Here is a 15,791-nt window from a genome sequence, read left to right on the forward strand (position 1 = left end):
TCAGCAGTTCATTTATGCAAATCTAATATGTAAGTGCTATAATGTAAAAATAAACGTATGAAGGGGGTGAATCTCTTGTTTGAATTACATGAGCTATTGCCGTATATATTCTCCATTGGTCTGATTTTCACCGTTAGTTACGCCTATATTGCCCATCTTCACTGTGGCATGACGGAGTACTGGATGGAAGGTGGCGCTGGGGACGGAATCGAACCAGTTTTTCCGGCACTTGGCTTGAACTTACAGCGCAGGTCGGAAGACTGGAGCCGCATGGTCAGACGAAAAGAAGCACCGGATGAAGATGAACCAGACTGTTTTTCCTTGTTGAGACTTGAATCAAGCAATCAACAAGGAGGATATACATGGAAAATAATACAAACAAGAGGTTCACACTTACGTCTGGCAAGGGACGGATCTATGGTCTGATTGCGATTTTATTCGCGGTCATGCTGCTTGCCGGATGCAGTAACAATGTATCAGAGATTAACTCATCAACGCCAGGGTTCTTTAATCATTACGTTGTTTTTCCGCTGTCGTATCTGATTCAGCATATCGCCAGTTTATTTAATGGAAGCTATGGCGTTGCGATTATCGTCATTACATTGATTATTCGTCTCGCCTTATTACCGCTCATGATGCGCCAAGCCAAGTCTCAGCAGGGAACACGCGTCATTATGAATGCGATGAAACCTGAACTGGATGCGCTCAAGAAAAAATATGAGGGAAAGACGGATTCGGCTGACCGGCAGAAACAATCGGAAGAGACGATGGCGTTGTATAAAAAGCATAAGTTCAACCCGCTGAATATCGGCTGTTTGCCATTGTTGATTCAACTCCCGATTCTATCAGGAATTTACACGGCAATTCGGCTGACGCCTGAACTTTCGTCCCATTCGTTTCTATGGTTTAAGCTCGGAGCGCCTGACTATGTGCTGGCTGTTGTTGTGGCAGTCATTTATCTGATTCAGGCGAAAGTATCACAGGCGAATATGGCTCCGGAGCAGCGAAAACAGTTTGCGATAATGGGGTATATCTCCCCGCTAATGATGGCATTTTTCTCGCTTTCGGCACCGGCAGCTATGCCACTGTACTGGACAGTTGGGGGTTCGTTTTTAGTGCTACAGACGTTGCTATTCCGCAAATTGTACCCTGTAGAGCATCCACAGGAAGTTGCAGTGACAGAAATAAATACGCAAAAGCCGGATCACATCAAAGGCGCTAAAAACACGAAGAATGCTAAAAATACGAAAAATGCAGGTGCAGCCAAACGTTCAGCTAAACCTGCCAAATCGTAGTTAGATATACGGATCAATAGTAAGGCGAGTTGAGCATAATGAATATCGATGTTTATTCAACAATTCAAACCCTTCAATGGGTTTAGGATTATCAAAAATATGTAATGCAAACAGAAGAAGCGTGCCTATGGGCAAGCTTCTTTTGTTGTACATAACTCACACTTCTGGTATCTCCGGTTCCCCGGATAACTGAAAACGGGAAACAAAATGCCAGATAAGCTCACGGCGGGAGGACACCTTTGTTTTGGCAAAGATGGACTTCAGATGATCCTGAACGGTATAGGTTGAAATATGCATGGCCGCTGCAATTTCCTTCGAGGAATAGCTGCGCAGTACATAGGCGAGCAATTCACGCTCGCGAGCGGATAGAGCGTAACTTTCAGACAGGAGCGGAAGTAAATCCTGAGGCATGGCCTGCTCAAGCCAAACGGAGATTTGATCCGGTTTGTCCGAAGGCTCGTTCGAATCTACATGCTGCATCACGCTTGCCTGAAGCATAACGTAGCGACCGTCCGCCAACTGCACGCATACTTTGGACTGCAGACGATCTGATTTGCATGATTCTGTAGATTCACTTTTTCGAATGGATTGCAGCAGATGGGAGCTTACCGCGCGAAGGGGGCGCGGCAGGACATGGTCTTCAACTTGCTCCAAGCGGCGCAATTCAGATAACCAGTAACGTGCAGCTGAGTTTTGCATTGCAAGTTCAAGCGAAGCACGTAAAATAACAATGCCAGGCTCTCGTGGACTTCCACCTTGAAGCTCCTCAATGAGCAGAAGACGGGTCGTTCGCAGCATAAATGCAATGGAGGAAGTCCATTGCTGCATGAGCAACCGTTCTTCTTCGGTGAATACAGGTCTGTTTTGTTTACGATATAACGTGAGATAGCCCCAGCAAACATCGTTATTCACGAACACAGCCCGAAGCTCATCCCCAAATCCGGCAGGCTGCAAAATATTTGTATAACGTGTACTTGCCTCAGATCGCGATTGAAGGGAAGCGTACAAAATGGCAGCATGCTGACCGGATTGGATCAAATCTGCATATTTATGGAGGTCCTCTTCCATATATTCATTGATAAATAGCTGATCATGAATGGCTTCAATGCCATCTTCCGTCACAGCGCCTGTAGAGAGAAGGGTAGAAGGATCTACGGTGGTGAAGCAATAGGCATCATATGCGATAACCGTTTGTATTTGCTTAAGAACAGCTTCCCGATAGGTGCGAGAGGTCCAGTTACCTTTTTCAAGGGAAGTAATCCGGTGTACATTCTGTTGAGCGATCAGGTCTGTCAAGTGGATTCAATCCTTCCCAAGTACTTTAATATCCCACACTTATGGGATAGTAGTCTGTCTGTATCCTTTTATAATGAAATTAGACGAATACAGAGTCAAGTCTAACATCGAAATGAAGAGGAGTGCAGTTGCAATGAAAGATCATATAGATGGTACACGGATTGAAAAACGAGATGAAATGACAGATTATATTCAGTCGGATGACCGTTCAGCTATGAGCTGGGATAGCGCCGACATCGTTCGTTATGAACAATCTATAGCGCTTAAAATACCGGGTTATGTTCATATGCATGACCTGATGGAAAATCTTCTCCAAGTATCAATGGCAGATAACAACGAAAATAGGGTGTTAATTACTGGGGCTGGAGGCGGAAAAGAGATCACTTTGCTGGGCACAAAACATCCTGACTGGTTGTTGACAGGCATGGATACCTCTAATTCCATGTTGGCGTTGGCGGAAAAAAGAGTAGCAGAAGCTGGTATCAAGAATCGGGTCAAACTTCTCTCTGTGACGATCGAACAAATACCTGAAGATTTCATGTACGACGGGGCAACGAGCATGTTAATGCTTCATTTTATTCAAGGTCAGGAAGCGAAAAAGACTTTTTTGTTGCACCTCGCCAAAAGGCTCAAACCCGGAGCACCGCTAATTCTTGCATCTGTTAATGCAGACCTGGATTCTCCGGCTTATCCTGTCATGATGAAGGCATGGCAAGAACATATGCTGAAAGCAGGTGTGCTTGCCGAGGAATGGGAGCGTTTTGCCGCATCTCTCGGTCGAACATCCGATCCCGTATCTGCTGAAACCTTGGTGAGTTTGCTCGCGGAGTGTGGTTTTTCCCGGATAACCCGCTATTTCGGGGCATTCTGGGTGGAGGGATATTATGCAATCCGAGACTAATATGGATCAAGGTAACTTGAAGGATCGAATCTGGGTCATTGGTGGATATGGCCAAGTTGGACAGATGATCTGTACTCAGCTCGCAGCGGTTTTTCCGGGCAAAGTATGGGCTGCAGGTACACGCCGGGAACGCGCTGAACAATTCAGTCAACAGACGGGTGGGGCTGTGAAGCCGATGCAACTGAATATTATGGAAAGGGTAGACCCTGCACTGTTGCAAAACGTTAAACTTGTCATCATGTGTGTAGATCAGAACGATACCCGGTTCGTTGAAAGTTGTACCAAAGCCGGAGCAGATTATATCGATATTTCTGCCAAGGCTGATTTTCTAAAACAAGTGGAGCGACTGGATTCGATGATGAAATCTTCCCGATCAACTGCAATTCTCAGTGTTGGATTGTCACCCGGCGTGACTAACTTGCTTGTTCGTGAAGCAGCTGGGCAACTTGATCAAGTGGATGAGACGGACATCACGGTGATGCTCGGTCTTGGAGAAAAACATGGCAAGGCCGCTGTTGAATGGACGGTAGATCATATGAACGCCAATTATGAAATCATGCAGCAAGGAGAGTTAGTCGAAGTACAAAGTCTGAGCGGCGGCAAATCGATTGATTTTGGGGAGGGGCTGGGACGGCATAGGGCTTATCGATTCCCTTTTTCAGATCAACAGGCTGTATCCCGAACACTTCGTATCCCGAACGTGTCAACGCGATTATGTTTGGATTCTCGCTGGATTACCAGAGCATTGTCGATATCCAGACGAGCGGGGCTGCTGAAGCTGTTGCGTTTTGCCTGGGTTCGTGAGATGGCAGTAAAAGCATTTGCTTTGATTCCTGGAGGCAAGCCGATGTTTGCTGTAAAAGTCGATGTGTCAGGGTGGCGAAATGCAGAACGGATCGATATACAACAACTTGTTATTGGCGAAAAAGAAGCCGTTATAACAGCAGAGGTGGCCGCAGCTGTGGCGACAAAACTTTACGTGGACCCACGAGAGCCGGGGGTATATCATGTGGAACAATGTTTCTCCTTACAAGATATTCAGGAAGAACTGGTTCAGCCTTTAAATGTGGTAACGAAGATTTATAAACATGACTGATGGATGCAACCCTTTTGAGATATTTTTGTCCGTAGACTGCAATCTGCTATGATGGAACTATAGATCAAGCACGATTGGAGGGAGAACATGGACTGTATCGCCGTACTGCCTTATTACAGAGTACAGCGAGAGGTGACTGGCCTTTCGCAGGAATTTGAGATGAATGCCCGTACCATGACCCTTTACCCGGATCGAATCGTGACCAAATACAGGGAGTTTCTGATTACGGAAGTATTTGATATGTCTTTTCGCCGGATGGGAGATGAAGGTGGATTTTTCTATCTGCATACAAGTACAGGAGTGTATCCGTATATGGTGGAGATCGACCCGAGGCCATTTATCCAAACGTTTCATCAAGTGGCGACTGCTCGAATAAAATGATTGACCTTGCCGCTACGTGAAGCCTTACGCTGGTTTGGTGATAAATATATCCAATCCAGAGGAGTGTAAGTACATGAGCATTTTGATTCAGCAAGCGACGATTCTAACGATGCAAGAAGCCGAAGCGCCGTTTACGGGAGATATTCGTATTGAAGGAAATCAGATCGTGCAGATCGCCAGTCAAATCATGCCTAAGCCTGAGGATAACGTGATCGACGGTCGAAATAAATTAGCTATGCCTGGTCTTGTGAATGCTCACCAGCATTCACCTATGAGCCTGCTTCGAGGTTTTTCGGATGACCTGAAGTTGATGGATTGGCTGGAGCGCAAGATGCTGCCTGCCGAAGGACGGATGACACCCGAAGATATATACTGGGGAGCCCAATTGGGCATTGCAGAGATGATTCGTTCCGGTACGACCGCCTTTGCCGATATGTACATCCATATGAATGAGATTGCGGAAGCGGTCAACAAAACGGGAATACGTGCATCACTGACACGTGGCATGGTTTTTATGGAGGATGATGGAGGACGCAGGCTACAGGAAGCGATCGACCTGGTGCAGCGCTGGTCAGGGAAAGCGAATGGTCGAATCACAACGATGTATGGGCCACATTCTCCTTACACTTGCCCGATGGAACCGTTACGTGAGGTCATTGCGATGGCTGTTCAGGGCGATACTCCACTACACATTCATCTGGCCGAAACGAAGGAAGAGGTAGAGAAGGTTCGTAGCCGTTATGGTATGACACCGACGGAGTATTTGGAGGAAGCAGGCATGTTTGAGCGAGCACATGTGCTACTGGCTCATGGAGTACATCTGAATCCACAAGACATTAGCAGGCTGAAGGGCATACGCGGCGGTGTCGCTCATAATCCGGTTAGTAACCTGAAACTTGGATGTGGTATCACCCCGGTAGAGGCGATGATCGCCGAAGGTATTACGGTGGGAATCGGGACAGATGGGGCAGGGAGTGCAACAACACTGGATATGTTCGAAGAAATCAAGGCTGCATGCTGGCTGCAAAAACTGGACTACGGTGATCCAACCCGGCTTCCAGCACGTCAAGTGCTTGATATGGCAACCCGTGGGAGTGCGAAATTGCTTTCAATACAGAATGAAGTAGGGTTGCTGGCACCTGGTTATAAGGCAGATCTCATTCTGATTGACCTTGCTAAACCTCACTTGCAACCCGTTCATAATGTAGAGTCGCTTCTGGCCTATAGCGCGAATGGAGCAGATGTGCATACTACCATTGTGGACGGAAAGATCTTGATGCAGGACAGAAAGTTGCTTACCATAGATGAGGATGAGTTATATCGGGAAGTAAACATTCGCGCGAAGCGAATTGTGGAAGGGATTTAAATATTCGGGATTTTCTTCATTAAATGAATTACTAAAGGGAAGTTTACTGAGCAGGCTCCCGGTTATGGCTGGGTCATTCACCGGATGCCTGCTCAGATAAGTGTATTTTACTTGCGCGAGAGTAAAGGTTCCTTAAAACTTGTTATATTTCATTTCAAGTATTGCTGCATTTCATCCGAAACTTGATTAGCAGATGAAGCGTTAGTTGCTGGGGCAAAATAGCGAGAATCATTTTTTGCGTGAATAAAATATAATTTATTAAATTTAGGATCAGTCCATAGAATGATATAAAAATCATCCGACTTTGTTCGATTTTTATTTGCAATCATTGGAAAATAAATGTCTCCATTCATTTTTTGTTTTATCTGAGTCATTAGACGATCTGCTCTGTCAGGCTCAAAAACATCGTAAACCTGATGATCAATGACCATGATCCCTTTAAACCAGGTAGGTGTAAAAAAATTGCGATAACCTTTCAACTCAACTTGAATTTGAATCGTTTCTCCGTCTAATGTACTAGCTGTATAATCTTGTTCAATGTTATAAGGTAATTTATAAAAGATGAACAGCGCAATAAAACTAATGAAGAAAATAATGAGTATAATTCGAATTCGTTTTTTTATAATATAACCGCCTTTCTCTAAGCATTTACCTCAAATGACCTGTCCAAAGAACCAAATTTGTTAATTTTCCTCTTTGTCGGTAATATGTTCTGAACTTGAGCTAACTGCTGGCAGTGCAATTTACTATATTAATATGAAGTATAACATGTAATATATTGGAATACATATTTTGTTGATGGTATATATGGATTGGTGGGAATATATGTTTAGTAATGAGTGCCACATGGGAATCTGCTCGTATTGAAATTTTTTTTTCAAGAAATGAATCGAAAATGGAAATTTTTTGATGGTTAAAACGCTATGGGAGCTTATCCCATGGCGTTTTTTGTCGAATATTAACTGGTAATAGTTCTATGGACCTGTTCAGAATCCGTTCAGAATAGGTCGTTATACTTGCTATGTATCTATACAAAAATGAGATAAACACGAGGAGGAACATGAATTGAAGGGGAAAAATAAACACAAAAAATTAAAGCCGATCATGAAAAAAAGCATGTTGGCCGCGCTTGGATTAAGTATTGCTTTACCTTTAGCCGGATCACTTCCTCCAGTAGCAGGAGCACCTGGTCCAAGTATCCAAATTTCAGGGCCTGTACTTAATGATGATATCCAATGGTTAAATCGTTCTTCAAAAGATACGAATTCACCTCTAGTACCAATTAATGTGCAAACTGATAATAGAATAACGATTGATCTGAGCACTCATTTTCCAGAAGGGAAGTTTAGTGGGATCAGCGCCGTTGCTCAAAATGTATATCAACTGGACGCACCCAAAATAGCACACGTATATATAGAAGGAAATCAATTGGTAGTCATACCTTATAGAAGCGGCGTAATCAACATAAAGTTACAGGCAAACTATATTCCTAATCAGCAACTTAGCCTGATAGAATCAGAGTCGCAAAATATCATTACCGATTTAGAGCCTCAGGAAATCGTCACAGACAATATCCAGCTTCACATCAGTAAAAGAGGAGATTTGAACGGTGATGATAAGGTTGATTCTGCCGATGCGGTTCTACTACATAGTTACCTTCGTAACATGTTAACCCGTAGTGGCTTCTCTGACGTAGAGATGAATCAGGCGGATGTGGATCGAAGCGGTAGACTAGAATTGGCTGACATGGATGCTTTGCTGAGTGGTTACGCGAACAGTTCACTTGGTGCTAAAGATAATAGTTATGTGCTAACTTTTAAGCAAGTCGATGACGCGCCTTATGCGTTGAATGGTAAGTTATATGGGGATTTGAAAGTAGGCGCTACTTTAGCAAGTCACATTGAATTCTATGATCCTGACGGTGATACACCCAGATCGATGCTCTATCAATGGTATCGGGGTTCCGAAGCAAGTGGATTAGATAAAACAGAAATTATAGGAGCTACTGAAGCCGTATATAAGATTACTGCTACCGAGCAAGAGAAATATCTCTTTTTACAGGTTACGCCTCAATCGTATTCATCTGATCGTCCTCAAGGTAAACCGATAGTCATTCGTAGTGAGTCAACTGTTGCGATAAAGCAGAGTGATATCGTAAATCTTTCGCCATCGAATGGTTCTACAGAAGTTTACGTGAATCAACCATTTATTATTACGTATAGCCAACCAGTGGAAGCGAATTTAGACAGTGACTCGAGTATTATCATTAGGAACCTGACAAATGATGAAATTGAGCAGTCTTACAAGATTTCATCGGCAGCTTTTTATGGGGTAGTTGATAATCAAGTATATATTTTCAACCATGGTTTAAAATACGATAAAAATTATTCAATTGAAATCTCTGGAGACGCTTTCAGATCTAAGGCTGATAAGGCTTATATGCAAGGGACTATTGTAGAACAAAATGGTGTTCCATGGACATTTACAACACAGGTACCACACTAGTTAAAATTTTAGCTTGCTTCAAAAATTATCATCTAACAATATTAATTTAGATATGGAGGGTTAATTACATGCTTCAACCCCAAAAGAAACGTCCAAAAATGAAAAAAACAATGTCTGGTCTGATCATGCTGACGTTATTATCATCGCTTGTTGTGCCTGGATCAGCTGGTGCTTACACTGCCAAGACCTCTCAAGTTGAATTTACCGATGTTAGTGTACAGGCGGGGAAAACGGTCCATTTGCCAGTAACGCTGAAACAGGCTGAGTATCCGGTAAAAGCATATAATATGCAGATTAATTTTGATATGAATACTTTAGAAGTATTGCGCATTACACCTAAAGCATACAGTACCATTGCATCTTTTTCAGAGGAAGAAATGATGCCTAAGTTCGAGTCCTATATCAATAACAACGAAGGCTGGGTGCGTATTGTCTGGGTGGATTTAACAGGTAACAATCATCTAATTGATACAGGCGAGCAAATGTTTGATCTGGAGATAAAGGCTAAAATCGGCGCTGCTCCAGGAAAAACAAAGCTGACTACTAATCAAACTGACAGTGAGCACTGGCGTGTTAATAATGTAGATGAGAGCCCACCTTCTGAAATGTTAGGTGGAACAATCACCATTACAACAGCTAACTCAGGCGGTAACTCTAGCTCGCCTTCGACGGGTTCATCAGGTGGGGGCTCAGCAGCGCCATCTCCAGTAACATCTGCACCAACCACATCTTCAACTCCAGTGGCAACTAAAGGTGTGGACATTTACGTGAACGGACAAAAGCAGGAGCAGTCGGCAACGGCATCAACATCAACGCTAGATAACAAGGTAACAACAACGATCCATGTAGATAACAATAAAGTGATTAATCAAGTGGGGAACGGACTTCGTACGTTGTTGCTTCCAGTTACAGGCACAGGTACGAACGCGGTCGTTGGTGAATTGAACGGTAAACTGGTCAAAACAATGGAAGGCAGCAATGCACAGGTTGTTATCCAAACGGATACAGGAACGTATACCCTTCCAGCCAGTCAAATCAAGGTCGATCAGATCGTAAGACAGCTTGGTGGCTCAGCATCTTTGGAAGATGTAAAGTTCCAAATTTCCATCATACCAAGCAATGACACCAAGAAAGCAGCAATTGAGGCAGCAGCAAGCAAAATGAATAATACAACGGTAATTGCGGCTCCGGTTGATTTCGAAGTCAAAGCCGTTTACCAAGGACAACAGGTTGATGTGAATCGCTTCAATTCGTATGTAGAGCGCACGATCACCTTGCCTAAAGACACTGACGGCTCCAAGATTACCACGGGTGTTGTGCTTCAGGCGGATGCTACGATGCTGCATGTGCCAACTAAAGTGATCAAAGGTACAACTAATGATTCCGCGGTAATTAACAGCTTGACAAACAGTACGTATGCGTTGATTTACCACCCGGCAACGTTCACGGATATCTCCAATCACTGGAGTCGCACGGATGTAGAGGATCTGGCTTCACGTCTGGTTGTAGAAGGTGCAGGAGATAACACATTTGCACCGGACCGCAGTATTACACGTGCAGAGTTTACCGCTGTTTTGCTCAGAGGTCTTGGTTTGCATTCTCCTGAAAGTGCCGTAACGACGACATTTACAGACGTGAACGCAGATAGCTGGTATGAAAATGAAGTACAAACCGCAGTTTCCTACGGACTGATCTCCGGTTACACGGATCACAGCTTCCGTCCAAACGACGAAATATCCCGTGCTGAAGCGATGACAATCGTCTCACGTGCGATGAAACTGGTAGACCTGGCCAAAGCGGATGCATCCGAAACTGCGAACCTGCTGGGTTCATACAGTGATGGCAGCAAAGTCCAAGCGTGGGCTGCAGAGCCTGTAGCATCAGCGATTAAGCAAGGTCTAGTGCAAGGTGCTGACGGGAAACTGATGGCAGACGCTGACATTAGCCGTGCGCAGACGGCAGCTATTGTGAAACGTTTGCTGGCAAAAGCCGGATTGATTTAATTAATTTCGAAATGATTGTTTATTAAAAGGTAATTCTATCAACATGGAACACCTGTCGTTCGTTTAACGTTATCGTTGAATGAACGACAGGTGTTTTTGATTTCTAACAACAAATTACGTCCGTGTAATCCGAATTTTAACGAAAGCTTTGTTTAGCGGCAGATCATTTGATAATATAGAAGGGACGCCTCAGCACACTTTTGATAGAAAAAGCTTCTCACGCGTCTATGTGAATATATGAACATAATCTAGCGATTTTATAATATATAGAATGGAGCCATCCGATGAAATATCGCAATATGGAAGATTGTATTAACGACCTGGAGCAGCATGGTCATCTGATCAGGGTTAAGGAAGAGGTAGATCCGAATCTGGAGATGGCTGCAATTCATATGAAAGTGCATAAGGCTAAAGGGCCTGCGCTATTATTTGAAAATGTAAAAGGTTCCAGGTTCAAAGCCGTATCGAATCTGTTCGGCACCATTGAACGTAGCAAATTCATGTTCCGTGAAACACTGGAAGGTGTACAGCGGGTTATGGATGTGCGAGACGATCCTATGAAGGCGCTCAAAACACCATTCAAGCATATTCAAACAGGACTTGCCGCCTGGCAGGCATTGCCGAAACAAAAATCCATCAGCCTTCCGGTATCGGCGCAGGAGATTCAGATTTCGGATCTGCCCCTGATCAAACACTGGCCGATGGATGGAGGGGCGTTTGTAACCTTGCCGCAGGTGTATTCAGAAGACCCGGACAAACCGGGCATTATGAATTCTAATCTGGGCATGTATCGTGTACAGCTTAGTGGCAACGATTATGAAATGAATCAGGAGATTGGTCTGCACTACCAAATTCATCGCGGAATCGGAATCCATCAGGCCAAAGCCGTGAAAAAGGGAGAACCGTTGAAGGTCAGCATTTTCATCGGTGGGCCGCCAGCACATACGTTAGCGGCAGTGATGCCACTGCCAGAAGGTTTAAGTGAAATGACTTTTGCCGGCCTGCTTGCCGGACGTCGTTTCAGATATAGCTACAAGGATGGGTACTGCATCAGTAATGACGCGGATTTTGTGATTACCGGTGAGATTTACCCAGGCGAAACCAAGCCAGAAGGTCCTTTTGGCGACCATTTGGGTTATTACAGCTTGACTCATGAATTTCCGCTCATGCGTGTGCATAAAGTATATGCCAAACCTAACGCAATCTGGCCGTTTACGGTTGTAGGTCGTCCGCCGCAAGAGGATACGGCATTTGGTGATTTGATCCATGAAATTACGGGAGATGCCATCAAACAGGAAATTCCGGGTGTTAAAGAGGTACATGCCGTGGATGCTGCTGGTGTACATCCATTGTTGTTTGCCATTGGCAGTGAACGTTACACCCCTTATACGGATGTGAAGCAGCCAACCGAGTTGCTGACTATTGCTAACCGAATTTTGGGGACAGGACAACTCAGCTTGGCGAAATATTTGTTTATTACAGCCGAAGATCAGCAGCCACTCGATACACATAAGGAAGTTGAATTCCTGACTTATATACTGGAAAGAATGGATTTGCAGCGTGATATACATTTTCATACCCATACAACGATTGATACACTAGATTACTCCGGTACGGGGCTGAATAGTGGTAGTAAGGTTGTACTGGCCGCTTACGGTGACAAGATTCGTGATCTGTGCAAGGAAGTGCCGGAGTCGTTGAAAAATATTCGCGGTTATGAAAATCCACAACTGATTATGCCGGGTGTGGTTTCGATTCAGACAACTGCTTTCACGAATTATGCTGACACGGCAAGGGATATGAAAGACTTCGCGGATGTTCTGCATGAACGTGGGGGATTGGAAGCATGCCCGATGATTATTGTGTGTGACGACAGCTCGTTCCTGAGTGCAAACCTCAGCAACTTCTTATGGGCTACGTTTACGCGCAGCAACCCGTCGCATGACATGTACGGAGTGAACAGCAGTTATAATCACAAGCACTGGGGCTGTGATCAGATCATTATTGATGCGCGGGTGAAACCACATCAGGCACCGCCGCTCATTCCCGATGCATCTGTGGAGAAAGGGATTGAACGTTTTTTCGTAAAAGGAGCAAGCCTGGAATCCATTAAATTGTAAGGAGTTATCGGAACGTCTTATATAGTTCTCGATATATCAAGTAACTTTTTCAGAAGATGCTGATACAAAGTGAGGAAGTCCAAACGAGTTATTCGGGCTTCCTTTTTTGATGAGTTTGTTTTTGTTTAGGGCGTGTCTTGATGAAATCTCGTATACGCGAAAATAAAACCCGGGATCATACCGTATTGCCTATGAGGATAAAGTCTTAGATGTTCATGTTTGCCTATATGATTAAGGTCATTTGGACTATGTAAGAAATGTTAGTTTCATACGATATAAGATGTATAGGTATGTCTTGGCCCCGAAGGTCTGGGTGCTGTTAACTATAATCATTTGTTCAGGGGGAGTTCCGATTGAGAATCCATATTATGAACCTGCAAGACGGGGACCGTCTGACAGCGGATACTTTTAGTGATGCAGGATTGCACATTCTCGGAAAGGGGACTGTCATTCGAAGTGAGGATATTACCTTGCTCATGCAGCATCGTGTGGATTACGTAGATATTGAATTGCGTGATGAAGGAATTACCGAAGCGGAGTTCTTTGCAGCATCTATGAAACATGCAGCGGAATCAAAAAGTAACAGTACAACAAGCAGCACAAGCACGGGTGAACAACCTCCTGAGGAAGAGATGAAGTCTCAATTCCTTCAAACTGTACATAATTATCAGAATGCGTTTCTGGAAGCGCTGACGGTAGGCAAGTTTAATGCAACGATGGTGGATGATGCTCTGCAACCGATGGTGGAGGGACTTGATGAGCAAAAGGACGTTGTACATCTCCTGATGATGCTGGAACGTGATGACGTTAACAACTACACCCATTCGATTCAGGTAGGTCTATTATCCTTCTATATTGCTAGCTGGCTCGGATATTCTCAGGAAGAATGTTACAAGATCAGTCGCGGAGGATACTTGCACGATATCGGCAAATGTAAAGTCCCACTTCGAATCCGGAATAAAACAGAGCCATTGACGGTGGACGAGCAGCTTGAATTGCAACGCCATACCATCTACGGACATGAAATTATTAAAAATTCGATGACAGACGAAGTTACGGCGCTTGTAGCTTTGCAGCATCATGAACGAGAAGATGGCTCAGGCTATCCAATGCAACTCGGAAAAGGTGAGATTCATCCGTATACCCAAATTGTGTCCGTAGCTGATATTTACATTGGTATGCGGACCGGTAAACATGGAGCAAGTAATCCGAACCTGATCAACAATCTCAGGGATATCTATGGCATGGGATTCGGTAAATTGAATGAAAAGGCGGTTCAAGCGCTAATGCAGCATTTGCTGCCTAACTTTATTGGCAAACAGGTGCTGCTAAGCAATGGAGAGAAGGGTGTTATTGTTATGAACAATGCGTCCGATATTTTCAAACCGCTTATCAAAGTGGAGTCCGAAGAGTACCGTGATCTCTCCAAAGAACGCACCCTTTCCATTAACGAATTATTGATTTGAGTCACGAAAAAGAAGACCGTTGAAACGAGCCTCTTGTCCTTGGATGAGAAGCTCGTTTTTTAGTGAGGAAAAGCTGCCAATCATAGTTAACCATTACGCTTGGCTGGAACCCGCCGATCAGACAGACGATCCACGACCCATACCAACAAAGCCGCGGTACTGACACCTGCACCTAACCAGCATACCCCCTTCCAGCCTGACCAGGCATATACTTGTGTAGAAGCTAAGGAGCCAATTGCACTGCCGATAGAATAGAAGATCATATAGGATGCGGTTAATCGGCTTTGAGCTTCCGGGCGGACTTGATAGATCAGACTTTGATTGGTCACATGTACGGCCTGCACAGCAAGATCGAGCAGAATTACACCGACAACCAGGAACCATAAAGAAGTATGTAACAATCCAATCGGAATCCAGGATAACACTAAAAGAATAAGAGAGATGGCAGTTGTTTTCTGTCCTAAACCACGATCTGCCCGTTGACCTGCTTTGGCGGCAGCGAGTGCTCCAGCAATGCCTGCAAAGCCAAGAGCGCCTATAAGTGAGTGAGATAACGAGATTGGAGGCGCGCTGAGTGGTAATACTACGGCAGTCCATAATATGCTGAACGCCATAAAAATGAACATGGCAAGGATGCCTCGCATTCGAAGAACACGTAACTCTGCATATAGTCGCAGCGTGGAACCAAGCAATTGAAAATAGCCAAGTTTAGATGCTTTGAATGATTGGTGAGGCAGCATGCGCATCAATACAAATAAACTGATTAACGTTAGGCTAGCAGAAAATAAATAAACCGATCTCCAGCCCAACCAGTCATTCATTAAACCGGCGACAGATCGGGCAAGCAGGATGCCAATGACAATACCACTGGTGACCCGGCCTACGATACTACCTCGTTCGGACTCGGAAGACAAATGGGCTGCGTAAGCAACGAATGTTTGTGTGATCACAGCTAATAACCCAACCATCGCAATAGCTAAGAAAAGAATTGATTCTGAAGAAGAAGTGCCTGCAACAATTAGAGCAAATGCCGAAAAAAGCATCTGTATGATGATCAGTTTGCGGCGGTTAACCAGATCTCCAAGCGGAACAAGCATTAACAGACCCAATGCATAACAAATCTGAGTAACTGTAATAACAGAGCCGATGGTTGCAGTAGACAAATCAAACTCTAGTGCAATGGAATCCAGCAAAGGTTGCGCATAGTAAATATTCGCTACGGAAAGACCGCTGCAAACTGCAAACACCCAAGCCAGTGTGCTTGTCATACTCTGTTTTGTCGAAGTGCTTATTTCTGAATCTTGAAAAGAACGTTGCATTTGTATCGCTATCCTTTCGAATGTAAAATTATTTTGTACCAAT

At 44.3% G+C, this 15,791-nt stretch carries 13 protein-coding genes; 10 read left to right on the forward strand and 3 right to left on the reverse strand.

All coding sequences use genetic code 11. From position 1 onward, the window contains the following. Positions 1 to 75: 75 nt before the first annotated feature. Positions 76 to 426, forward strand: a complete 351-nt coding sequence (locus tag AC1VYS_RS13075) for a hypothetical protein (protein WP_482914599.1) — start codon at positions 76 to 78, stop codon at positions 424 to 426. Then, positions 363 to 1,295 carry a membrane protein insertase YidC gene (gene yidC, locus AC1VYS_RS13080; RefSeq protein WP_482914600.1) on the forward strand — a complete coding sequence of 311 codons (933 nt, stop codon included), beginning with the start codon at positions 363 to 365 and terminating at the stop codon, positions 1,293 to 1,295. The genes AC1VYS_RS13075 and yidC overlap by 64 nt, the downstream gene beginning before the upstream one ends. A 156-nt stretch (positions 1,296 to 1,451) precedes the next feature. Here the strand turns inward: yidC and AC1VYS_RS13085 are convergent, their stop codons facing one another. Then, on the reverse strand, positions 1,452 to 2,591 hold the full coding sequence (locus AC1VYS_RS13085; RefSeq protein ID WP_482914601.1) for a helix-turn-helix transcriptional regulator: 1,140 nt from the start codon (positions 2,589 to 2,591) through the stop codon (positions 1,452 to 1,454). Positions 2,592 to 2,724: 133 nt separating this feature from the next. Here AC1VYS_RS13085 and AC1VYS_RS13090 point away from each other — a divergent pair, with 133 nt between their 5' ends. From AC1VYS_RS13090 to AC1VYS_RS13105, 4 genes are all read left to right on the forward strand, one after another. Further along, positions 2,725 to 3,492 (forward strand): class I SAM-dependent methyltransferase, encoded by a 768-nt coding sequence (locus AC1VYS_RS13090; RefSeq protein ID WP_482914602.1) that lies wholly within the window; start codon positions 2,725 to 2,727, stop codon positions 3,490 to 3,492. Continuing rightward, positions 3,476 to 4,588 (forward strand): saccharopine dehydrogenase family protein, encoded by a 1,113-nt coding sequence (locus AC1VYS_RS13095; RefSeq protein WP_482914603.1) that lies wholly within the window; start codon positions 3,476 to 3,478, stop codon positions 4,586 to 4,588. The genes AC1VYS_RS13090 and AC1VYS_RS13095 overlap by 17 nt, the downstream gene beginning before the upstream one ends. An 87-nt stretch (positions 4,589 to 4,675) precedes the next feature. Next, a complete protein-coding gene (locus AC1VYS_RS13100; protein WP_482914604.1) occupies positions 4,676 to 4,969 on the forward strand; it encodes a hypothetical protein in 294 nt (97 codons plus the stop codon). A gap of 73 nt (positions 4,970 to 5,042) precedes the next feature. Then, entirely contained in the window at positions 5,043 to 6,335 is a 1,293-nt protein-coding gene (locus AC1VYS_RS13105; protein WP_482914605.1) for an amidohydrolase, read from the forward strand. A 149-nt stretch (positions 6,336 to 6,484) separates the two neighbouring features. Here AC1VYS_RS13105 and AC1VYS_RS13110 read toward each other — a convergent pair whose 3' ends face one another. Continuing rightward, positions 6,485 to 6,814 (reverse strand): hypothetical protein, encoded by a 330-nt coding sequence (locus AC1VYS_RS13110; protein WP_482914606.1) that lies wholly within the window; start codon positions 6,812 to 6,814, stop codon positions 6,485 to 6,487. 586 nt (positions 6,815 to 7,400) lie between these two features. Here AC1VYS_RS13110 and AC1VYS_RS13115 point away from each other — a divergent pair. From AC1VYS_RS13115 to AC1VYS_RS13130, 4 genes are all read left to right on the forward strand, one after another. Continuing rightward, positions 7,401 to 8,840: a dockerin type I domain-containing protein gene (locus tag AC1VYS_RS13115; protein WP_482914607.1), complete on the forward strand. Its 1,440-nt coding sequence runs from the start codon at positions 7,401 to 7,403 to the stop codon at positions 8,838 to 8,840. Between the two features lie 68 nt (positions 8,841 to 8,908). Then, positions 8,909 to 10,843 carry an S-layer homology domain-containing protein gene (locus tag AC1VYS_RS13120; RefSeq protein ID WP_482914608.1) on the forward strand — a complete coding sequence of 645 codons (1,935 nt, stop codon included), beginning with the start codon at positions 8,909 to 8,911 and terminating at the stop codon, positions 10,841 to 10,843. A gap of 284 nt (positions 10,844 to 11,127) precedes the next feature. Next, the gene (locus AC1VYS_RS13125; RefSeq protein ID WP_482914609.1) at positions 11,128 to 12,963 is read left to right on the forward strand and encodes a UbiD family decarboxylase; all 1,836 of its coding nucleotides are present in this window, start codon (positions 11,128 to 11,130) and stop codon (positions 12,961 to 12,963) included. A gap of 353 nt (positions 12,964 to 13,316) precedes the next feature. Next, positions 13,317 to 14,429 carry an HD-GYP domain-containing protein gene (locus AC1VYS_RS13130; RefSeq protein WP_482914610.1) on the forward strand — a complete coding sequence of 371 codons (1,113 nt, stop codon included), beginning with the start codon at positions 13,317 to 13,319 and terminating at the stop codon, positions 14,427 to 14,429. Between the two features lie 86 nt (positions 14,430 to 14,515). Here AC1VYS_RS13130 and AC1VYS_RS13135 read toward each other — a convergent pair whose 3' ends face one another. Further along, positions 14,516 to 15,748, reverse strand: a complete 1,233-nt coding sequence (locus AC1VYS_RS13135) for an MFS transporter (RefSeq protein WP_482914611.1) — start codon at positions 15,746 to 15,748, stop codon at positions 14,516 to 14,518. Between the last annotated feature and the right edge of the window lie 43 nt (positions 15,749 to 15,791).

The organism is Paenibacillus sp. G34 (genome assembly GCF_056856875.1).

Bases quoted from the DNA above. Each gene is read 5' to 3' on its own strand.
- AC1VYS_RS13095 (WP_482914603.1), top strand. From the start codon at position 3,476: ATGCAATCCGAGACTAATATGGATCAAGGTAACTTGAAGGATCGAATC.
- AC1VYS_RS13125 (WP_482914609.1), top strand. From the start codon at position 11,128: ATGAAATATCGCAATATGGAAGATTGTATTAACGACCTGGAGCAGCAT.
- AC1VYS_RS13090 (WP_482914602.1), top strand. From the start codon at position 2,725: ATGAAAGATCATATAGATGGTACACGGATTGAAAAACGAGATGAAATG.
- AC1VYS_RS13105 (WP_482914605.1), top strand. From the start codon at position 5,043: ATGAGCATTTTGATTCAGCAAGCGACGATTCTAACGATGCAAGAAGCC.
- AC1VYS_RS13120 (WP_482914608.1), top strand. From the start codon at position 8,909: ATGCTTCAACCCCAAAAGAAACGTCCAAAAATGAAAAAAACAATGTCT.
- AC1VYS_RS13100 (WP_482914604.1), top strand. From the start codon at position 4,676: ATGGACTGTATCGCCGTACTGCCTTATTACAGAGTACAGCGAGAGGTG.
- AC1VYS_RS13135 (WP_482914611.1), bottom strand. From the start codon at position 15,748: ATGCAACGTTCTTTTCAAGATTCAGAAATAAGCACTTCGACAAAACAG.
- yidC (WP_482914600.1), top strand. From the start codon at position 363: ATGGAAAATAATACAAACAAGAGGTTCACACTTACGTCTGGCAAGGGA.